The 20475-nt window shown below is 73.5% G+C and carries 20 protein-coding genes; 10 read left to right on the forward strand and 10 right to left on the reverse strand.

Translation table 11 applies throughout. From position 1 onward, the window contains the following. Window positions 1–236: 236 nt before the first annotated feature. Window positions 237–1400 (forward strand): YihY/virulence factor BrkB family protein, encoded by a 1164-nt coding sequence (locus tag M4J07_RS28110; protein ID WP_255976058.1) that lies wholly within the window; start codon window positions 237–239, stop codon window positions 1398–1400. Window positions 1401–1446: 46 nt separating this feature from the next. On the opposite strand, the gene M4J07_RS28115 is transcribed toward M4J07_RS28110, so the two are convergent. Then, the gene (locus M4J07_RS28115) at window positions 1447–2322 is read right to left on the reverse strand and encodes an NAD(P)H-binding protein (RefSeq protein ID WP_255976060.1); all 876 of its coding nucleotides are present in this window, start codon (window positions 2320–2322) and stop codon (window positions 1447–1449) included. An 80-nt stretch (window positions 2323–2402) separates the two neighbouring features. On the opposite strand from M4J07_RS28115, the gene M4J07_RS28120 reads away from it, so the two are divergent. The 3 genes from M4J07_RS28120 (at window position 2403) to M4J07_RS28130 (ending at window position 4895) form a co-directional block, all read left to right on the forward strand. Continuing rightward, complete coding sequence (locus M4J07_RS28120) at window positions 2403–3344, forward strand: AraC family transcriptional regulator (protein WP_255976062.1); 942 nt, start codon at window positions 2403–2405, stop codon at window positions 3342–3344. 19 nt (window positions 3345–3363) lie between these two features. Next, window positions 3364–4050, forward strand: a complete 687-nt coding sequence (locus M4J07_RS28125) for a helix-turn-helix domain-containing protein (RefSeq protein ID WP_255976093.1) — start codon at window positions 3364–3366, stop codon at window positions 4048–4050. 104 nt (window positions 4051–4154) lie between these two features. Beyond that, a complete protein-coding gene (locus tag M4J07_RS28130; RefSeq protein ID WP_255976064.1) occupies window positions 4155–4895 on the forward strand; it encodes a DUF6250 domain-containing protein in 741 nt (246 codons plus the stop codon). Here the strand turns inward: M4J07_RS28130 and M4J07_RS28135 are convergent. Then, window positions 4892–5269 (reverse strand): VOC family protein, encoded by a 378-nt coding sequence (locus tag M4J07_RS28135; RefSeq protein WP_255976066.1) that lies wholly within the window; start codon window positions 5267–5269, stop codon window positions 4892–4894. The two genes, M4J07_RS28130 and M4J07_RS28135, sit on opposite strands and share 4 nt — an antisense overlap. 97 nt (window positions 5270–5366) lie before the next feature. On the opposite strand from M4J07_RS28135, the gene M4J07_RS28140 reads away from it, so the two are divergent. Together M4J07_RS28140 and M4J07_RS28145 are read left to right on the forward strand one after the other, a co-directional pair. Beyond that, window positions 5367–6023, forward strand: a complete 657-nt coding sequence (locus M4J07_RS28140) for a DUF4389 domain-containing protein (protein ID WP_255976068.1) — start codon at window positions 5367–5369, stop codon at window positions 6021–6023. Between the two features lie 9 nt (window positions 6024–6032). Next, complete coding sequence (locus tag M4J07_RS28145; protein ID WP_255976070.1) at window positions 6033–6707, forward strand: ThuA domain-containing protein; 675 nt, start codon at window positions 6033–6035, stop codon at window positions 6705–6707. Window positions 6708–6713: 6 nt separating this feature from the next. On the opposite strand, the gene M4J07_RS28150 is transcribed toward M4J07_RS28145, so the two are convergent. From M4J07_RS28150 to M4J07_RS28160, 3 genes are all read right to left on the reverse strand, one after another. Then, window positions 6714–8024 (reverse strand): M20 metallopeptidase family protein, encoded by a 1311-nt coding sequence (locus tag M4J07_RS28150; RefSeq protein WP_255976072.1) that lies wholly within the window; start codon window positions 8022–8024, stop codon window positions 6714–6716. A 126-nt stretch (window positions 8025–8150) separates the two neighbouring features. Then, the gene (gene mmuM / locus M4J07_RS28155) at window positions 8151–9068 is read right to left on the reverse strand and encodes a homocysteine S-methyltransferase (protein ID WP_255976074.1); all 918 of its coding nucleotides are present in this window, start codon (window positions 9066–9068) and stop codon (window positions 8151–8153) included. Window positions 9069–9116: 48 nt separating this feature from the next. Then, window positions 9117–9977 (reverse strand): oxidoreductase, encoded by an 861-nt coding sequence (locus M4J07_RS28160; RefSeq protein WP_255976076.1) that lies wholly within the window; start codon window positions 9975–9977, stop codon window positions 9117–9119. A gap of 215 nt (window positions 9978–10192) precedes the next feature. Here M4J07_RS28160 and M4J07_RS28165 point away from each other — a divergent pair, with 215 nt between their 5' ends. Continuing rightward, window positions 10193–11542 carry an MFS transporter gene (locus M4J07_RS28165; RefSeq protein ID WP_255976078.1) on the forward strand — a complete coding sequence of 450 codons (1350 nt, stop codon included), beginning with the start codon at window positions 10193–10195 and terminating at the stop codon, window positions 11540–11542. Beyond that, complete coding sequence (locus tag M4J07_RS28170) at window positions 11539–12555, forward strand: glycoside hydrolase family 43 protein (protein ID WP_255976080.1); 1017 nt, start codon at window positions 11539–11541, stop codon at window positions 12553–12555. The genes M4J07_RS28165 and M4J07_RS28170 overlap by 4 nt, the downstream gene beginning before the upstream one ends. Before the next feature lie 10 nt (window positions 12556–12565). Here M4J07_RS28170 and M4J07_RS28175 read toward each other — a convergent pair whose 3' ends face one another. Beyond that, window positions 12566–14278, reverse strand: a complete 1713-nt coding sequence (locus M4J07_RS28175) for a rhamnogalacturonan lyase B N-terminal domain-containing protein (RefSeq protein WP_255976082.1) — start codon at window positions 14276–14278, stop codon at window positions 12566–12568. A gap of 219 nt (window positions 14279–14497) precedes the next feature. Between M4J07_RS28175 and M4J07_RS28180 the strand changes: the two genes are divergently transcribed. After that, window positions 14498–15541, forward strand: coding sequence for a rhamnogalacturonan acetylesterase (locus tag M4J07_RS28180; protein ID WP_255976084.1), 1044 nt, complete (start codon window positions 14498–14500; stop codon window positions 15539–15541). 90 nt (window positions 15542–15631) lie between these two features. On the opposite strand, the gene M4J07_RS28185 is transcribed toward M4J07_RS28180, so the two are convergent. Beyond that, window positions 15632–16780, reverse strand: coding sequence for a serine hydrolase domain-containing protein (locus tag M4J07_RS28185; protein WP_255976086.1), 1149 nt, complete (start codon window positions 16778–16780; stop codon window positions 15632–15634). 86 nt (window positions 16781–16866) lie between these two features. Next, window positions 16867–17790, reverse strand: a complete 924-nt coding sequence (locus M4J07_RS28190) for an SAM-dependent methyltransferase (RefSeq protein ID WP_255976088.1) — start codon at window positions 17788–17790, stop codon at window positions 16867–16869. Window positions 17791–17976: 186 nt separating this feature from the next. Here M4J07_RS28190 and M4J07_RS28195 point away from each other — a divergent pair, with 186 nt between their 5' ends. Then, window positions 17977–18393, forward strand: a complete 417-nt coding sequence (locus M4J07_RS28195) for an NUDIX hydrolase (protein WP_255976090.1) — start codon at window positions 17977–17979, stop codon at window positions 18391–18393. Between the two features lie 28 nt (window positions 18394–18421). Here M4J07_RS28195 and M4J07_RS28200 read toward each other — a convergent pair whose 3' ends face one another. Together M4J07_RS28200 and M4J07_RS28205 are read right to left on the reverse strand one after the other, a co-directional pair. Then, complete coding sequence (locus M4J07_RS28200) at window positions 18422–19183, reverse strand: hypothetical protein (protein WP_374215093.1); 762 nt, start codon at window positions 19181–19183, stop codon at window positions 18422–18424. After that, window positions 19173–20475, reverse strand: a 1303-nt coding sequence (locus M4J07_RS28205) for a hypothetical protein (RefSeq protein WP_255976091.1), incomplete at its 5' end; no start/stop codon positions are given. The genes M4J07_RS28205 and M4J07_RS28200, both read right to left, overlap by 11 nt.

A 20475-nucleotide genomic window follows, 5' to 3' on the forward strand; every position in this document is an offset into this window, starting at 1 on the left:
ACGGCAATTCCGGTGCCGCGCGCGCCCCGTCGGGGAACTCACCGAAAGGGCGGCGTAATTGCCGGTGGTGATTCCATTTACGGTTCACACATCATCCGGCCAGCGCGGGCATGACAGACGAACGGGCCGAATCGCCCGGCGGGTTACCCGGGTGTGTCCGCCGCGGGCACCGCCGCCGCAGGTCGGCGCCGCACCGGGGGATGGGTCCGGCCTCGAACGACGGATACCTTTAGGTCGTGCAGCCAGCAAGTGAATCCCCCGAACCACCGTCGTCCGGTCGTCTCCACCGGGCACGGGTGCTCTACCAGAACGTCTCCAAGCGCAGGACCGCCTGGCTGCTGCTCAAGGACACCGTCAACTCGTGCATGGAGTACCGCATCCTGGGCCTCGCGGCCGAGGCGGCGTTCTTCACCCTGCTGTCGGTCCCGCCGCTGCTGCTCTCCCTGGTGGGACTGCTCGCCTACGTGGACACGTGGACGGGCGCCGACACCATCGCGGGCGTGCGCGACAACATCCTGGAGGCGTCCCGCACGGTCCTCACCGACCAGGGCGTGAAGGAGATCGCGGAACCGATCCTCGACGACGTCATCAAGGGCGGCCGCCCCGACGTCATCTCCATCGGATTCCTGATCTCGCTCTGGTCGGGATCGCGGGCGGTGTCGACGTTCGTGGACACCGTGACCGTCATGTACGGCCTGGACGGCGTGCGCGGCATCGTCAAGACGCGGCTGCTCGCCTTCCTGCTGTTCCTCGTCGGACTCGTGGTGGGCTCGGTGGCGCTGCCGCTGATGATCGCGGGCCCGGACGCGGTGATCGCCCTGGTCCCCTGGTCGGAGACCGTCGTACAGATCCTGTACTGGCCGGTGGTGCTCGTGCTGTCCGTCGCGTTCCTGACGACGCTGTACCACGTGTCCGTCCCCGTGCGCTCGCCGTGGATCGAGGACGTGCCGGGCGCGCTGGTCGCCCTCGCCATGTGGATCCCCGGCAGCTTCCTGCTCCGCCTCTACATCACCAACACCATCGAGGGGCCGACCATCTACGGCTCCCTCGCCGCGCCCGTCGCCGTGCTGCTGTGGATCGGCGTCTCCGCGTTCGCGGTGCTGGTCGGGGCCGCCGTGAACGCGGCGATCGACCGGGTCTGGCCGTCGGTCGCCACGGCCGCGGCCCGCGCAGCGAACGAGCGGGTGCGCACGGCCGCCGCCGCGCAGTACGTCGCCCGGGCCGCCGCGCGCGACACCTCGCAGGCCGACGAGGACCCCGACGACCCCGACATGCCGTCCGAGTTCCCCGAGCGCTGGTCCAGGTTCCTGCCCCCGGAGGACGTCACGTCCCGGCTGCGCACCCATGCCCGCAAGGGCGGCGACGCGCCCCCGGGCGGCTCCGACGAGACGGACGCGTGAACGAGCTGTGAAAGGAGGGGGCCGAAACCTTTCGGCCCCCTCCGCATCATTTCCACGTACCGGCCGCCGCCGCCTCCGCAGCAAATGACGTGAACGGCCGCGGCGCACGCCCCAGAACCCTTTCCACATCCCCCGTGAGCGAGGCGTTGCGCCCGTCGAGCAGCGTGCCGAACAATTCCATCAGAAATCCCACCTCCTCCTGCGGCACCCCGAATTCGAGAAGTGCCCCTCCGTAATCCCGTACCGGCACCGCCACATACCGCTTCGGCGTCCCGGCCGCCGCCGCGACCGCCGTGAGGGCCTCGCCCCACGTGAGCAGCTCGGGCCCGGTCAGATCCAGCACCTCACCCGCGTACCGCCCGGTCGGCTCGCGCAGCACCCGCACCGCCACCTCCGCGATGTCCCGCGCGTCGAGGAACGGCTCGCGCAGCCCGTCCGGCGCCGCGAACGCCAGCTCCGGGCCGCGCACCTGGTCCAGCAGCGGGCCCTCGCTGAAGTTCTGGTGGAACCAGGCGCACCGCAGGACGGTCCAGTCCGCGCCCGACGCGCGCAGCGCCTCCTCCGCGGGCAGCGCCTGGTCCTCGCCGCGGGCCGAGAGCAGCACCAGGCGGCGCACGCCGAGCTCCACCGCCCGGCGGGCCAGGGCGCCCACCGCCGGTGCCGCGTCCGGCGCCCCGATGTCCGAGGGGTACGCGAGGTACGCCCCGTCGGCGCCGCGCAGCGCCGCGTCCCACGTGCCCGGGTCCGCCCAGTCGAACCGGACCGCCCCGGACCGGGAGGCCGCCCGGACCGTCAGGCCCGCCGCCCCGGCCGCCTCGGCGACCCGGCGCCCCGTCCGCCCGGTCGCACCGGTCACCAGCACGGTCGTCGTGTCCTGCGTCGCGTTCTGCGTCTGCTGAGTGGTGTTCTTCGTTTCCGTCATGCCTCCACTCAACTGCCGCACGGCGCACGGAAACATCGCCGAGCCGCTCACCGCCATAAGCGTCCGTCTACGCTGCCGCCATGGACGTACTCGGAGGGCTCCTCGAAGGACCGCGGGCACGCGGCGCCTTCATGATCCGGGCCTGCTTCGACCTGCCGTGGTCCGTGCGGATCGCCGACGAGGCACCGGTCACCGTGATGATCATGGTGAAGGGTGACGCGTGGCTCCTGCCGGAGGGCGGTGACCGCACCCCGCGCCACATCCGGCCCGGCGACATCGCCATCGCCCGCGGCCCCGACGCGTACGTCTGCTGCGACGACCCGGCCACCGCGCCCCGCGCCGAGATCGGCCCCGGCCAGGTGTGCCGCCCGCTCGGCCCCGCGCACGTCGGCCGCTACAAGGACCTCGGGGTGCGCAACTGGGGCGAGACGCCGGACGGACCGGCACAGATGCTCATCGGCACCTACCAGATGCGCGGCGAGATCAGCGCGCGGCTGCTCGACGCGCTGCCGCCGCTGCTCGTGCTGCCGACCGAGGTGTGGGACTGCCCGCTGACCCCGCTGGTCGCCGAGGAGATCGTGAAGGACGAGCCGGGTCAGGAGGTCGTCCTCGACCGCCTCCTCGACCTGCTGCTCATCGCCTCCCTGCGGGCCTGGTTCTCCCGGCCCGAGGCGGACGCGCCCGCCTGGTACCGGGCGATGGGCGACCCGGTCGTCGGCAGCGCGCTGCGGCTCATCCAGGACGACCCCGCCCACCCGTGGAGCGTCACCGAGCTGGCCGGCCGGGCGGGGGTCTCCCGGGCCGCGCTCGCCCGCCGCTTCACCGACCTGGTCGGCGAGCCCCCGATGACGTACCTCACCGGCTGGCGGCTCGCCCTCGCCGCCGACCTGCTGCGCGACAGCGAGCAGACCGTCGCGTCGATCGCCCGCCGGATCGGCTACGGCAGCGCCTTCGCCCTCTCCAGCGCCTTCAAGCGGGTCTACGGGGTCAGCCCCCAGGAACACCGCACGCGCGCGGCGTAGCGTGGGAGGGGTGAGCGACGTGTACGAGGAGCGGGCCGCCCGGGTGCCGGGCGCGGTCGTGTGGACGCGTACCGTCACGGCGGGCACGGCCCCCGCGGCGCCGGTGCTGCCCGACGGCTGCATGGACCTGATCTGGTGCGAGGGCCGCCTCTTCGTCGCCGGGCCCGACACCCGCGCCCACGCCACGGGACCCGGCGACGGCCGCCGCTACGCGGGCATCCGCTTCGCCCCCGGCGCCGCGCCCGCCTACCTCGGCGTCCCCGCCCACGAACTGCGCGACCGGCGCACCGAGTTGAGCGATCTGTTCGGCGGCGCGGTCGCGCGCAGGCTGGCCGAGCGCGTCGACCGGGCCGCGGACCCCGTGGCGGCGCTGGAGGCGGTCGCCGTCCGGCTGGCCCGGGCCGGCGAACCGCCCGACCCGCTGCTCACCCACGTCGTGCGGGCCCTGGACGCGGGCCGCAGCGTCACCGAGACGGCCGCCGAGACGGGCCTGGGCACCCGCCGCCTGCACCGGCGTTCGCTGGCCGCGTTCGGCTACGGGCCCAAGACGCTGGCCCGCGTCCTGCGCCTCCAGCGGGCCCTGGCGCTGGCCCGCGCCGGCGTCCCCTTCGCCGAGACCGCCGCCCGCGCCGGATACACCGACCAGGCCCATCTCTCGCGCGACGTCAGGGAGTTGACGGGGGAGACGCTCCGCCGCCTGGTCTGAGCCCGCGGCGCCCATGGCGTTCGCAGCGCCCGCAGTGTTGCGATCACATGGCGGGACCCGCCGGAACCTGGCGTCGAAGCGCTTCGACGTCCAGAGTGGCGGCCATGAACCCGCTCACGTCCCGCCGCGCCTTCGGCGGCGCCCTTCTCGCGGGCGCCGCCGCCGCACTGCTCCCGGCCACCGCCTCCGCCACGGCCACCGCCCCTGCCACGCACCACGGCCCCCGCGGCCGCCTGCTCGCTGCCGACGACTTCCGTCACGGACTGGCCCGCTGGGCCGTCGAACTGGAACAGGGCGGCAGCGTCACCGCGCGCCGCGGCGTCCTCGACGTGAACGTCCCGGCGGGCGCCACCGTCTGGTTCCGACAGCGCCTCACCGGCCCCTACGTCCTGTCGTACACGGCGACACCGGTCGCGGCGGGCGGCGCCTGGGACCGGGTCTCCGACCTCAACAACTTCTGGAACGCGACGGACGTCCGCTCACCGGACGACCTCTTCGTCACCCCGCGCGGCGGCGCCCTCGCCGAGTACGACTACCTCAAGGCGTACTACGTCGGCTTCGGCGCCAACACCAACACGACGACCCGGCTGCGCCGCTACGTCGGCGAACCCGGCAACCGCCCGCTGATCCACGACTACACCGAGCCGCTGCTCACCGCCAACGAACCGAACCGGGTCCGCATCGTCTCCGACGGCTCCACGGTCCGCTGGTGGAACAACGGCCGCCTCGTCCTCGACCACACGGACCCGGACCCGTACACGAGCGGCCACTTCGCCTTCCGCACCACGTGGAGCCACTTCAGGATCACGGACTTCGAGGTGCGCCGCCCCCCGCACAGGTACTAGGTCAGGGGCGCGAAGAGGTCCGCCTGGTTGCCGTCCGGGTCGTGCACGACCGCGTACCGCTGCCCCCAGACGGCGTCCCACGGCTTGACCTCGCCGTGGTGCCCGGCGGCGGTCAGCTCCTCGTACTTCGCGTCGACCCCGGCCGCGTCGCCGCAGTGGAAGGCGAGCGCGATCCGGCCGCGGCCGACGCCGTCGGAGGCTTCGACGGGATCGAACATCAGCCGGATCCCGCCGGGCAACTCCGCTTCCACGTGCGGGAGTTGCTCGGCGCCGTCGGGGAAGGTGAGGCCGAGGCGCCGGTAGAAGGCCAGCGAGGCGGCCAGGTCGGTGGTGGCGACGCCGATGGCGTCGAGACGGACACTGATCTCGTTCATGTCCTCACCGTAGGCGCGCCGCAGCTCACCGGTCTTGTACGAAACGGACGCCCCTCGTCTCCTTGCGCGGCGCAGACGGCGGTCGTACACGGGAGGTATGACCCCCGCCGAGACGCTCGTAGCAGCCGCACCGCCGCCGGCGAACCCGGTCACGCTGGAGGCGACGTACGACCCCGCGCCGTCCCGCTGGCTGTGGCTCGTGAAGTGGCTGCTGGCCCTGCCCCACTACCTGGTCCTCGCCGTCCTCTTCGTCGCCTTCGTCGTCGTCACCGTGATCGCCTGGTTCGCGATCCTGATCACCGCGCGCTACCCGAGGGCCCTGTTCGGCTTCAACGTCGGTGTGCTGCGCTGGAGTTGGCGGGTCTCCTACTACGCGTACGGCACCCTCGGCACGGACCGCTACCCGCCCTTCAGCCTCGCCGTGGTCCCCGACTACCCGGCCCACCTGGACGTCGCGTACCCCGAGCGCCTGTCGCGCGGCCTCATCTTCGTCAAGGGCTGGCTGCTGATCCTGCCGCAGTGGCTGCTCGTCTCGCTGCTGGTCGGCGGCAGCACGTCCACGGGCGGCGTCGCCGCGCTCCTCACCCTCTACGCGGGCGTCGCGCTGCTCTTCACCGGGATCTACCCGCGCGGCATGTACGACCTGAACCTCGGCGCCCACCGCTGGGCGGCGCGGGTCGTGGCGTACGGGGCGCTGATGACGGACGTGTACCCGCCGTTCCGGCTCGACCAGGGGGAGCGCGAGCCGCAGTAGGGTCCGCGCATGGTCGACATCCTCCTGTACACGCGCACGGCCGACTACCGCCACGACTCCATCCCGCACGCCGTCGCCACCCTGTCCGCCGTCCCCGGGTTCGCGGTGCGGCACACCGAGGACCCGGACGCGTTCGCGACGGCCGTCGGCCGGCGGCCGGACGCGGTCGTCTTCCTCTCGACCAGCGGCGACGTCCTCACCCCCGCAGGGCGGGAGCGGCTCGCGGCGTACGTCGACGGCGGCGGCGGCTTCGCCGGTGTGCACGCGGCGGCCTGCACCGAGTACGGCTGGCCGTACTACGGGGAGCTGCTCGCGGCCCGCTTCGACCGGCACCCCGCCTACCAGCCGGGCCGCCTCACCGTCACCGACCACGACCACCCTGCGACCCGGCACCTCGGTGGCGCCTGGGAGTTCACGGACGAGTGGTACGACTTCCGGTCCGACCCGCGCGCGGGCGACCCGGCCACACGGGTCCTCGCGTGCGCCGACGAGTCCTCGTACGAGGGCGCGGCGACGGGCGGCGGCCACCCGCTGGTGTGGTGCCGCGCGCAGGGTGCGGGCCGGGTCTTCTACACGGCGCTCGGCCACGCCGCGTCCGCCTACGACGACCCGGACTTCCGGGCGCATCTGACGGGTGGCATCCGGTGGGCGGCCGGGGGGACGCCCACCGGGTCCGGTTCCTGACGCGGCTCAGCGGTGGGCGCGCTCGGCGAGCCAGCCCGCCATGGCCCGCACCCCGACGCCGATGGCCCGCTCGTCGGGGGTGAAGTCGCCGTAGTGCGGATAGCTCCGGGTGATCACGCTGCCCGGCGTCCGGACACCGAGGAAGGTGTACGTGCCGGGGATCCGGTCCAGGAACAGCGCGTAGTCCTCCCCGTTGAACGGGAAGGCGGCGTGCGCCGTGGTCACCGCGCCGGCGCCGAGGACCCGGCGCAGCCGCCGCCCGAGCGCGAGGGCGTCCTCCGCTGGACAGACCAGGGCCGGGAACGGGTCCTTCGGGAAGTCCACCACGGCGCCCTCGTACGGTGCGGCCAGCCGCCGGATCGCCGCCCGGACCTCGACGTACCGCTCCTCGGGCCAGCAGCGGTAGGACACGGGCACCGTGACCCCGCCGGTGCCGGGGTCCTGCACGACGCCCGCCCGGACCACGACGAACGAGGCCAGCGGCCCGTGTGCCGTCTGCACGTCCGCGACCATCTTCTCCAGGTCCGCGGGCGTCTGCGGGGGCGCCACCGTGGCGAGCCCCTTGATCCCGTCGGCGAGCCGCCCGGCCGCCGCGAGGGCGTCGGGGCCGGAAACCGTGATCGTGGCGCCGTCCTGGCCGGGCAGCCCGCTGCCGGGCGTCACGGCGAACTGCCCGACCGGGAACGGCCCGCAGTGCAGCGCGTGGATCTCCTCGGGCCCGAACGTCTCCAGGACCCCGTCCGCGAGCATCGCGCGGGCGCCGGCCAGGGCCTCCTCGCCGGGCTGGAACAGGAAGACCACCGTGCCGGCGAGCCGGTGTCTCAGCCGGGCCAGCGCCTGTGCGGCGCCCACGCCCACCGTGGTGTGGACGTCGTGCCCGCAGACGTGCGCCGGCTCGGTGCCGCCGGTGACGATCCCGGCCGGCGGCACGGCGTCCATGTCGGCGCGGTAGGCGACGGTCCGGCCCGGGTGCGCTCCCTTCAGCACGCCGACGACACCGAAACCGCCCACACCGGTCGTCACCGTGAGCCCGGCGGCGCGCAACAGCCGGCTCACCGTCCGGGAGGTGGTCCGCTCGGCGCCGGCGAGTTCGGGATGTGCGTGGAGTGTGCGGCGCAGCGCGATCAGGCCGGGTTCGAGCCGCCGGGTGACGGCGTCGACCTCGGTCTGGCCCACGGGGCCGCGACGGCTGCCGGGGCCGCCGGTGTCCGAGGCGACGGCGGAGCCGGCCGGGGTCAGGGCGGTCAGGCCGGCGGCCGCGGTGCCGCCGAGCAGGGTGCGGCGGTTCAGGGCGCCGGGCTTGTCGGGACGGTTCATGCTTCCCCCCAGGGTCGCGGTGCGGACGGACAGGTGCGAACGACTGTCCGGACCGGCCCACCCTAGATCAGCGACGACGGCGCTGGAGCGGACCAACACCCCCTGTGGGTAAGGGAGATGAGACGGTCAGACGTCCCGTACCGCCGCCGCGATCCGCGCCACCGCCGCCGGTCCCACCCGGCAGCAGCCGCCGATCAGCCGGGCCCCGGCGCGCCGCCAGCCCTCGATCAGCTCCGGCTCGAACGTGGCCCGCCCGGTCCAGGCCCGCGCCCCGGCGTCCCACCGCTCGCCGCTGTTCGGGTAGACCACGACCGGCTTGCCGGTGACCCGGGCCGCGGTCCGAACGGCTGCCTCGACGTCCTGCGGGGCACAGCAGTTGACCCCGACCGCGACGATCTCGTCCACGTCGGCGGCGAGCGCGAACGCCTCCTCCAGGGGCTGTCCGGCGCGGGTGTGCCCGCCCTCGACGCTGTACGACAGCCAGGCCGGCACCCCGAGTCCGCGCACCGCCCGCAGCAGGGCCCTGGCCTCGTCCGCGTCGGGCACGGTCTCCAGGGCCAGGGCGTCGGGTCCGGCCGCCGCGAGCACGTCGAGGCGCGGCCGGTGGAAGGCTTCGAGCTCGGCCACGCTCAGTCCGTAGCGGCCGCGGTACTCGGACCCGTCGGCGAGCATCGCCCCGTAGGGCCCCGCGGACGCGGCCACCCACAGCGGCCGGTCGGCGCCGGCTTCGCGGGCCGCCGTGCGCGCCAACTCGACGCTCAGGGCGATGAGTTCGGCGGCCCGTGGGTGGTCGATGCCGTGCGCCGCGAAACCCTCGAAGGTGGCCTGGTAGCTCGCGGTGATCGCGACGCTCGCCCCCGCCTCGTAGTAGGCCCGGTGCGCCGCGACGACCGCCTCCGGCGCCTCGGCGAGCGCCCGGGCGGACCACAGCGCGTCACCGAGCTCGCACCCGGCGGCCGCCAGCTGGTTCGAGAGGCCGCCGTCGAGGACGGTGACGCCGGGGCCGGCGAGTGCGGAGGAGAACGGGACGGAGGCGCTGCTCATGCCGTCGACGCTAATCGATGCCGCGGTCGGGTGCTGGTCAGGCGCCGGTCAGGCGTCGAAGGCCGTCGCACGGGAGACCTTCTCCCACGCCGCGACCTCTTCGCGCACCGCGTCCAGATGCCCGACCACCGCGTCCACCCCGTCGTCGCCGAGGGGCAGCCGCAGCGGCGTCGCGTCCGAGGCGAGCGCCGCGATGACCGTCGCGGCGGCCTTGGCCGGGTCGCCCGGTTCGGCGGCGGCGCGGGTGTGCTCCTCCATCATGGTGCGGGTCGCGCCGACCGTGGCCGCATAGTCGGAGGAGCCGGAGTGCTCGGGGTTCTCGGGCAGCGGGGCGCTGGCGCTGAGGTTCCCCATGAAGTTCGTACGGAAAGCGCCCGGCTCCACCACCAGGACCTTGATGCCGAGCGGCGCCACCTCGTCCCGCAGCGCCTCCGAGAAGCCTTCGAGGGCGAATTTCGTCCCGCTGTACGCCGAGACCCCCGCGAAGGACATCTGCCCGCCCATGCTGCTCATCTGCACGATCGCCCCGGAGCGCCGCTCGCGCATGTGCGGAAGGACGGCCCTGACCAGCGCCGCGGGACCGAAGAAGTGCAGGTCGAACAGGTCGCGCAGTTCGGCCTCCGTGGTCTCCTCGGCGGCGCCGACGTGCCCGCGCCCCGCGTTGTTCACCAGCACGTCGATCCGCCCGTGCCGCGCCACGACGTCGGCGACGACCGCGGCGGGGGCGGCGGTGTCCGTCACGTCGAGGCGCTGCGCCTCGACGCGGCCCGGGTGCGCCTCGACCAGATCGGCGAGCGCCTCGGGCCGGCGGGCGGTGGCGACCACGACGTCGCCCGCGGCGACGGCCGCCGTCGTGAAGGCGCGCCCGAAGCCGCTGTTCGCCCCGGTGATCAGCCAGACCTTGCTCATCGTGGACCTCAACTCGTCGACATGCGCCGGGACTTGTCCGCCCGGCGATGCCTCCAGGCTTCCGCGTGCGGCCGATTGCGTCCAAGACCCCCTGTCATAGCTGACGGCTATCGGTCGTCCGGCCCGTGTCGCAGCCCTGTTGACCTGGCTGTAACACCCCTCTACCTTCGCCTTGTTCGTAATGACGGCTGCCGTTCGAGATCTCGGATGAACGGATGCGTGAGGGGACGTGCGCGATGGAGCGCCAGGTGTTGGCCAGGGCGGCGGTGCGGCTGCTGCCGTTCCTCGGCCTGCTGTACGTGATCGCCTACATCGACCGGTCGAACGTGGGCTTCGCCAAACTGGAACTCCAGGCCGAACTCGGCGTCGGCGCCACGGCGTTCACCCTCGGCCAGGTCTTCTTCTTCACCGCGTACGCCCTCCTCGAAGTGCCCAGCAACCTGATGCTGCACCGGGTCGGCGCCCACCGCTGGATCGCCCGCATCCTGCTGACCTGGGGACTCGTCACCATCGCCACCACGCTCGTGCAGAGCACCTGGCAGTTCTACGCCGCCCGGTTCGCGCTCGGCGCCGCGGAGGCCGGTTTCTTCCCGGGGGTCCTCTACTACCTGTCGCGCTGGTTCCCCGGGAGCCACCGGGGGCGGGCCATCGGCGCGTTCATGCTCGCCGCACCCGTCTCCTTCATCGTCGGCAACCCGGTCATGGGCGTCCTCATGGACCTCGACGGCGCCTGGGGGCTCGACGGCTGGCAGTGGGTCTTCCTCGCCACCGGCATCCCCGCCGTGCTCGTCGCCCCCCTCGTCCTCAAGCTGCTGCCGGCGGGCCCGGAGAACGCCACGTGGCTGTCCACGGACGAGAAGCAGTGGCTCGCCGCCGCCCTCGACGCCGACCGCGCCGAGGGCGGCGGCGAGGGCGGGGACCAGCCGCACCACACCCTCGCCGTGCTGCGCGACCGGCGCGTCCTGACGGCCGCCGTCTTCTTCCTCGCCTTCCCCCTGTCCACCTACGGACTCTCCTTCTGGCTGCCGACGATCATCGACGGATTCGGTGAACTGACCACCACCCAGGTCGGGTTCGTCTCCGCGATCCCCTACGTGTGCGTCGCCGCCGGCCTCGTCGTCGTGCCCCGGCTCGTGGCCCGCCGCGACACCCCGTACCTGTGGACCGCCGCGATGCTCGCGCTCACCGTCGCCGGGTTCGCCGTCACCGCCCTGGTCGGCTCGCCCGTCATCCAGATGCTCGGCCTGTGCGCCGCCGCCGTCGGCGGCTACGCCGCACAGCCCGCCTTCTGGGCGCTCATCCCGCGCTTCCTCACCGGCGCCGCGGCGGCCGCCGGCATCGCCGCGGTCAACGCCGTCGGCAATCTCGGCGGCGGCTTCGGCCCGCTCGGCATCGCCGCCGTCGTCGACTCCACCGGCTCCGCGCTCACCGGCCTGCTGTTCCTCCTCGCGGTCGCCGTGCTCGGCCTGCTCGCCGTACCGCTGCTGCGCCGCGCCCTGATCTCCGGGACACCGTCCCGGCCCGCCACGGCCGCCGCCACCGCCCACGAAAGGCAGTCCGCATGAGCGCCCCCGACGCCGCCCTCCCGGGCACCGCCCGCGCCGGGACCGACCGCATCAGCCCCGGCCGCAACCCGCTCGTCGAACAGCGTGCCGACCCGCACATCCACCGCCACACCGACGGCTTCTACTACTTCACCGCCACCGTCCCCGAGTACGACCGCATCGTCCTGCGCCGCTCCCGCACCCTGCAGGGCCTCTCCGTCGCCGACGAGTCCGTCGTCTGGCGCAAGCACGACAGCGGGGACATGGGCGCGCACATCTGGGCGCCCGAGCTGCACCACATCGACGGCGCCTGGTACCTCTACTTCGCCGCTGCGCCCGCCGAGAGCGTCTGGGACATCGGGATCTGGGTCCTGGAGAACACCGACGCCGACCCGGTCAGGGGCAGTTGGGCGGAGAAGGGGCGGATCAGGACGGCCTGGGACACCTTCGCACTCGACGCCACCACCTTCACCCACCACGGCGACCGCTACCTCGCGTGGGCGCAGCACGAGCCCGGCACGGACGACAACACCGCGGTCTGGCTCTCGAAGATGGCGAACCCCTGGACCCTGACGGGTCCTCAAGTACGCCTGACCGCACCCGAGTACGACTGGGAACGCATCGGTCACCAGGTCAACGAGGGCCCGGCCGTCATCATCCGCAACGGCCGCGTCTTCCTCACCTACTCGGCCAGCGCCACCGGTCACCACTACTGCCTCGGCCTGCTCACCGCCGACGCCGGCAGTGACCTCATGGACCCGGCGTCCTGGGCCAAGTCCCCGACCCCCGTCTTCACCAGCGACGACACCAACCGCCAGTACGGCCCGGGCCACAACTCCTTCACCGTCGCCGAGGACGGCCGCACCGACGTCCTCGTCTACCACGCGCGCCAGTACGAGGAGATCGACGGCGATCCGCTGGACGATCCCCACCGCCACACCCGCGTCCAGCGGTTCGGCTGGCACCCGGACGGCACCCCGGACTTCGGCGTCCCCGTCGCCGACTCGGGCCCCGGACCCGGGTGCGGCCGCTGAGCCGGGCGGCTCAGGCCAGCAGGTCGATCGCGTCCACCGAGGTGCCCGCGCTCAGATAGGACGTCGTTCCCGAGCCGCTCGCCACGTGGATCCTCAGGGTGTTGTACGTGGCGGGGTCCGTCTGCCAGGCGGATGCGGGGACGGAGTACGTGAAGGTGTGGTTGTTGCCCCGGTACGAACCGTTCGTCAGCGAGCGGGTGTCGGGCTGCGCCGGAGGGGAGGGGACGGCCGACGTCCACGTGTCGTTGACGACGACCTGCGGGCGTCCGTTGGCGTACGCCGTCGTCACGCCGATGCGGAGGGTGTGCGCGGCGGCGGCCTGGGCGGCGGTCAGCCGGAAGTGGACGACGATGCCGCTGTTCACGTCCTTCCAGAGGTAGCAGGGGAAGGCGGACGTCTCCGTCCCGCTGCCGATGACGACATTGCCGGTCCAGGGCGCGGCACGGCTGTCGGACGGGTGCGCGTACGTCATCAGGGCCGCGTTCTTGAACCCGGCAGGTGTGCCGTTCCAGTCGTTGATGCGCCAGATCGCGCTCGCGTTGGACGGATCGCTCGTGGCCGGCACCGCGATCGAGTTCAGCGTCGTGATGGCACCCGCCGCGACCGTCACCGAGCCGGTGTACACGGCGAGTTCACCTTTGAAGACGGTGAGCGCGTACGTCCCCGGCAGCACCTTCGCGATCGAGAAGTAGCCGTCGGAGGCGCGGGCCTGACCCCAGTACTGGGCCGCCGGGCTGGCGAGCCCGACCGTGTACGGGTACGCCGTGTCGCGGCCCGTGATACCCACGCCCGCGACCCGGCCACGGCCGTTCGCCGGGACGTACCCGGAGATGCCGAGCGCGTCCGCCCAGGACGTGTCGATGCTCCCGTGGTACAGCGACGGCGAGGGCGCCCCGCCGTCCGTGAGCGCGATGACGTACGGGCCCTGCAGGCCGAAGCGCTGGGCCTCCGTCTGGTTCTGACCGTAGTGGAGGATCTCGTACAGGCCGCCGCCGTCCGCGCTCTGATGGCGCAGCAGCGAGCGGTAGAACGGGCCGCCGGACGCCTTCTCGTGGTTCGAGCGGACCATCCACAGACCGACGCCGCCCGCCGACCAGCCCACGTAGTCGTAGTCGATGACGCGCAGCTTCGAGAAGTGCTTCGATCTGGACTGACCGTCCGCCTTCGCGAACACGTCGGACGCCTCGATCGTCGTCGGCGCGTACGTGTACGAGTCCGGCTCGTCGTTGAGGAACAGGCCCGCCTTGACGCGCACGATGTACCGCGTGGCGCTCACCGAGGCGTCCGCCTTGTTCGTCCACACGTAGACGTTGTTCTCGCCGCTGCGGGCCGCGTAGTAGAGCTTCAGCGTGCCGTACGTGACGGAGATCAGAATCGTCGAACCCGACTGCGCGACGGTGACCGTGGACGCACCGAGACCCGACTCGACGTGCGAGTTCTTCCCGCCGTAGCCCTGGTACTCGACTCCCTTGTAGACGAGGGACGTCAGGTCGCCGTTGGCCTTGCTGACCTTGAAGACGAGGCTCGCGCCGGTGTCGACGACGTAGTTCGAGCCGTCGTCGCCGTAGCCGAACGCCACCGCGCGCGCCGCCGGGCTGAGCGGGCCCGCCAGGGCCGCCACGGCGGCGGTGGCGGCGGCCCCGGCGAGGACCGCGCGGCGGCGGACGCCCTGCTCGGGCGGGCGGGTCCCGGTGTCGGGCAGGGGAGTGCTGTGCTCGGGCATGGGGGTGCCCTCCTGAGGGTGGGGTGGGAGGTGCGACTGATTCGGCAGCGTGACAGTCGAACGGCGTTCGCGAAAGAGCCCGCAACGAAAGCGACTTGAGAATGTCACTCGAAACTTTGAATCGTTGCAGAAGGACTAGAAAGCGCTTGCCGACTGGGCTATCGTCCTGCGCCGTCGCCCCACAGCTGCCGCCCGCACCCCGCCGAAGGAGCCCCCGCCATGAGACGTGCCGTCGCCGCGGCCCTCACCGTCGCCGCCCTCGCCACCGCAGGTGCGCTGACCCCCGGGTACGCCGCGTCCGGCGCCGACGGTCTCGGTCACTGCACCGGTACCGCGCCCGTGACCTGCCATTTCGACGTCGCTCCAGGGGACTACGACGTACGCGTCGAGTTGGGCGGCAGCGCGGCGGGCAGCACCTCCGTCAGCGGTGAGACGCGACGGGCGCTGCTCGCGGAGACCGCGACGGAGGCCGGGCACACGGTGCGCCGCTCCTTCACCGTCAATGTCCGCACCCCGGAGGGCGAACCGACCGGTGCCGCCGGGAGCGACGGGCTCGATCTCACCTTCGCCGGTTCCGCGCCGCTGCTTGCATCGATTCAGGTGAAGCCGGCGCGGCCGACCGGGCCGCGGATCTTCCTCGTCGGTGACTCCACGGTGTGCGATCAGGCCGCCGAGCCGTACACCGGGTGGGGGCAGGAGCTGCCGCAGTTCCTCAAGCGCGGTGTGGCCGTCGCCAACTACGCCGACTCCGGCGAGAGTTCGGTGACATACCGGGAGAACCCGGCGCTCTTCCCGACCGTTCAGCCGCTCGTCCGCCGCGGTGACCTGGTCCTCATCCAGCTCGCCCACAACGACAAGACGACCGACGGGGCGACGTACCGGGCCAATCTCGCGGCGCTGGTCGACGGGGTGCGGGCGCGGGGCGGCCGGCCGGTCCTGGTCACGCCGATCGTGCGGCGGTGGTTCAACGCGGACGGCACGCTGGACAACGGCACGGCCCTGCTGGTCAACGGGCTGGGGGTGGACCACCCCGCCGTCGTGCGGGAGTTGGCGGCCGCGGAAGGTGTGCCGCTGATCGATCTGACCGCTCTGACGAAGGCACGGGTGGAGGAGCTGGGTCCGGAGGGGTCGAAGGCGCTGTACTTGTACAACGAGAAGCGGGACAACACGCATACATCCGTGCGGGGGGCCGCGGAGTTCGCGGGGATGGTGCGGGACGCTCTGCGCGAGCAGGGGTTGGTGCGGGACGTTCTGTTGCGGTAGGCGGGGTTGCGGGGCTGGGCGCGCAGTTCCCCGCGCCCTTGAGATGCGCACTGCCTGCGCCGTCTCAGGGGCGTCGGCTCGCAGGCCGGCTCAGGACGATGCTGCTCGGGTCAGGGCTGTGACGAGGCGGTGGTTCTCGGGGGCCGCGCCGCCGGGGTAGGCGATGCGGCGGCGGAGGTAGCCGTACGTGAGGCCCGAACCGGGGTCCGCCAGGGCCTCGGAGCCTGCCGCGCCCGAGTGGCCGAACGCGTCCGGGCCGAGCGACGGGTACCGTACGCCCTCCGTCTCGAAGCCGAGCGTGAAGTGGTCCGGCTCGCCCGTCACCGCGTCGGTGCCCGTCCAGTGGCGGCGGGTGAACTCCTCGATCGTCTCCGGCTTGAGGAGCGCCGCCGTCCCGTCGACGCCGCTGAGCGCCGCCGCGTACAGCCGGGCCAGGCCCCGCGCGTTGGCCACCCCGCCGCCCGACGCGGGCCCGAGGGCGCGCACCGTACGGGAGTTGGCGTAGTCGAGGATGTCGAACGACGGGTCGGCGGCCCGGTTGAAGGCCACCGCGAGGAGGCGGCCGGCCGGGGCGGCGTTCGCCGCCAGGAGTGCCTGCTGGGCGGGGGTCGGCGCCATCGGCCGCACCGGCTGGAACCGGGCCTCCTCCGCCTCCGGCAGCCCGAGCCAGAACTCCACGCCGTGCGGGGCCCGGATCCGCTCCTCGTAGACCTCCTGGAGCGTGCGGCCCGTCGCCCGCCGCACCACCTCGCCCGTGAGGGCGCCGATGACCAGGGCGTGATACCCGTACGCGGTCCCCGGCTCCCAGAACGGCCGCTGCCCGGCGAGGCGTTCGGCGACGACCCGGTCGTCGGCCAGCTCGGTCACCGTGAACCCGCCGTCGACCCCGATCAGGCCCGACCGGTGCGCCAGCAGCTCGCGCAGCGTCAGCCGGTCCTTGCCGCCGGTCCCGAACTCCGGCCAGTAGAAGGCCACTTCGCGGTCCAGGTCGAGTACTCCCTCCTGCACCAGCAGTGCCACCACGAGATGCGCGGCGCCCTTGCTGTTGGAGAAGGCGGCGAGGAGCGTCGACCCGTCGATGCCGTCACCGGCCCACAGGTCGACGACGGGCCGTCCGTGGAGGTAGGCGGCGAGCTGCGCGCCCGGCTCGGCCGTCTCCTCGGCGACCACCGCCGCGAACTCCTCGCGGACCCCCTCGAACCCCGCCGCGACGGTGCCCCGCACCTCGATGCCGCTCATCCTGTCGTCCCCCTGTGCGAGTCGGTCCACCGGACACGTACGAGGTGACCGAACCGGGGACGTGCCGGGGGTATTCCCCGCGCCGGTCAGGGCTTGAGCGCCACGGCGCCGTAGATGCTGATGTCCTCGTCCCGTACGTCGCCGATGCCGCACCGCGCCGCCCGCTCCAGGGGGGCGAGGCCCGCCAGGTCCTCCGGTTCCACCGGGGCCGGCGTCCACGGGCCGTCCGGGCGCCAGTGGTGCACCGGGACGACGCCCGGCTCCAGGGGCTCCAGGCCGTTGTCCGTGAAGAACCGCAGCACCTCGGCGCGGCTGCGGAGCGTGAACGGGAGGCCCGTGGCCCGGAGGCCGGGCAGCAGCTTCTCCGGGTGGAGGTCGGCGGTGAGGTGGCTGAGGAACACGGCGCTGCCCGACGGCAGGGCGCCGAGCAGCGTCGCCGCGATCTCGTACGCGGCCGGCGCCTCCACGAAGTGCAGGATCGCCGCGAGACCGAGGCCCACCGGGCGGTCCAGGTCGAGGACGGCGCGGGCGTCCTCGAGGATCGTGTCCGGGTCGCGCAGATCCGCGTCCAGGTAGGCCGTCCGCCCTTCCGGCCCGCCGGCCAGCAGCGCACGGGCGTGGGCGAGGACCACCGGGTCGTGGTCGACGTACACGACCCGGGTGTCCGGGGCGACGCCCTGCGCGATCTCGTGCACGTTGGGGCGGGTGGGCAGCCCGGTGCCGATGTCGAGGAACTGGCGCAGCCCCACGTCCCGCGTCAGGTGCAGCACCGCCCGCCGCATGAAGTCCCGGTTGTGCCGCACGTCGAGGTAGCCGCGCGGATTGCGCTCCAGGCCGCGGGTGGCCGCCGCCCGGTCGACGGGGTAGTGGTTCTTGCCGCCGAGCAGGGCGTCGTAGACCCGGGCGGAGTGCGGGCGCGAACTGTCGATGCGCTCGCGGAGGCGACGGCCGGCCTCGGTGGCGGGGTCGGTGCCGGGTTCGGTGTCCGGGGGCGGTGCGCTGTCGGTCATCGGGAGTTCCTGTCGCGTCGGCGGTGCACGGAGCGTGGCGGAGGAGGGGTGGTGCGCGCGGGGCGCGCGGGGACAGGACGTGCGCGCGCTCACGGTAGCCCGTTGACCTGTGCTCTCAACTCCCGCTGTCCGAAAGCCCGTTGTGCGCTGATGCCGACATCCGTGTCACGCGCTACCGTGGAACGCGTGGACATCCCTCAGGAGAACCGGCTCGCCGCGGCCGTCGTCGTGCTCGGCGGGCGCGTTCTGCTGGTCAGGCGCAGCGAGACCGAGCGTTTCCTGCCCCGGGTGTGGGGTGTGCCCTGCGGCAAGCTGGAGCCGGGGGAGAGTCCCGAGGACGGCGTGCTGCGGGAGCTGAAGGAGGAGACCGGTCTGCTCGGCTCCGTGCTGCGCAAGGTCGGCGAGTCCTTCTTCGTGAGCGAGTACCGGGGCCGCGAGGTCAAGAACCGCCAGGACAACTTCCTGGTGCGCCCGCTGAGTACCGGCATCGTCCTGCCGCACACCGACCAGGCGGCCGAGTGGCTGACCCCCGCCGCCCTGGGCACCGTCGAGATCGACGACTACAACCGGGACATCGTGGCGCAGGCCCTCCCGTACCTCTGAGGACGACCCCGGCCGACAACCCAGGACGTCACGCGGTGACGATCAGATCGGCCAGCGCCTCCAGTTCGCGCACGTACTCCTTCACGCCGAGCGGCGTCTTCGGGACCGCCGGCGCGTGCCGCTCCGCGTCCGCGCCGAGGAACACGTCCGTGTGCCGCCGCCGCTCCGCCCCCGTCTCCAGGAAGAGCGTCACCGTCGGGTACGGCGCCGTGCTCCACGCCCGGTGCAGGGTGTGCGCCGGCAGGGCGTAGCTGCTGCCCGCCGCGTATTCGGCGACCTGCGTCAGCCGCAGCCGGGCCGGGCCCGCCGGTTCGAGCAGCCAGTCCGCGCTCCGCTCGGCCAGCGACTCCTGGTAGCGGGCGGCCGCCTCGCCGCCGGCCGGCGCGTCCGCGTACAGCTCCATGCGCAGTGCGCCGCGCACGATGTGCGAGGCCAGCGGGGAGCGGTGGTTGTGGATGTCCTCGGGGCTGCGCGCGCCCGGATGCCAGACGTGGGCGCGCAGCATGTGCTGCGGACCGTCGTCGATGAGCAGCAGCTTGTCGAAGCCGAGGACGTGCCGGTACGAGAGCCGCGCACAGCCCGCCGGGTCACCGGCGCCCGCCGCGAGATCCCGCACCAGTTCCAACAGCCGCTCAGGAGCGCCCAGTTCGGCGACGACGTCCTGCGCCGCCCGGGCCAGCCCGGCCTCCGTCGCGGTCACGTCGAGGCCGTCGGCGAGCAGCCGCCGCGCCGAGGTCACATGGTGACCGCCCAATGCCAGGACCTCCAGGGACGAGTACTTATGGCTCATACATCCATAGGGCATGGGAGCGCAGCGCGGAAAGACCTTGATAGGTCATCCATATCGGCCGCCGCGGCCCGCCCGCGTCGTCCCTGACCCAGGTCCATATGCCGTCCGTCTGGCCGCGCCACACGGCGGTCGCCGCGCCGGCGAGCAGCTCCCGCCACACGCGCTCGGCGTCGGCGGTGTGCGCGACCTCCCGCGCGCCGGGCGTCAGCAGGGCGCGGATCAGCCAACTGGCCGTGAAGTGGCGGACGTTCAGGACCTCCTCGCGGTCGGGTTCGTCCGTGCGGGGGCGGCGCACCTCCTCCCGCAGGTTCTCCAGGTCCAGGCAGCTGTCGTGCGCCGGGTCCGGGCAGGCGAGCAGCCAGCGGACGCCGCCCTCGCGGGCCGCGCGCGCCGCGTCGCTCTCCTCGCCGAGCACCCGGGCGGTCCGGTCGAGCGCCACCACGGCCTGCGCCGTGTGCAGCGCCGACGGCGGGCCCTGCGGGGCCGCCAGGCGGTAGCCCCAGCGGGGCAGCTCCGCGCGCGCCGGGTCGGGGACGGCGCCCGCGACCAGGGCGTCGCGCAGGGTGCGCAGCCGGTCCCGCTCGCCGGGCACCGCACGCAGCATGCCGCGCAGCACCGTCGTCACGACGTGCGTCAACTCGTAGCCGGTGCGGTCGTGTTCGGGTGTGAAGGCGGCCGCGCACCGATCGGCCTCCGCCGCGATCCGGTCCGGGTCGGCGCCGGCCCTGGCCAGCGCGCCGAGCACCAGCGCGGTCACCTCGGGCCGGGGGTGCGTGCCCTGGGAGCGGGCCGACCAGCCGCCCTCGGGGAGGCGCAACGCCCAGAGTGTGCGCACCAGTTCACCCGTGCTGAGCCGGCCGTCGGAACGGGCCAGGTCGAGCGTCAGGTGCAGGCCGTAGGCGGTGCCGGTCGGGGTCGGCCTGACCCGGCCCGGCTCGCCGAGCGAGTGCGTCCAGCCGACGAGCCGGACCCCGCCGGCCGGGCCGTCGGCGCTGATCAGTTCCTCGGTGAGCGTTCGGTACGTCGCCGCGGTCAGCGCGGTGAGCCGGCCGTGGCCCGTGGAGCCCGCGGCCACCTGCCGGGCCCGCGCCGCCTGCTCGGCCTGGCGTGCGCGGACCAGGGCGGCGGCCAGCCATACCGCGACGCCCGCGCCGAGTCCGCCCGCCGCCGCGATCCCGTACCGCGCGGCGTCCGCGGACAGGCCGTCGGGCAGCAGTCCGTACAGCGTCTGGAAGACCGTGTACGCGGCGGCCGCCGCCCCGAATCCGCCCAGCCAGCCCACCAGGCGCTGG

Origin of the sequence: Streptomyces longispororuber, assembly GCF_024448165.1 — a bacterium.
In the GTDB taxonomy this organism is placed as follows: Bacteria; Actinomycetota; Actinomycetes; order Streptomycetales; family Streptomycetaceae; genus Streptomyces; species Streptomyces longispororuber_A.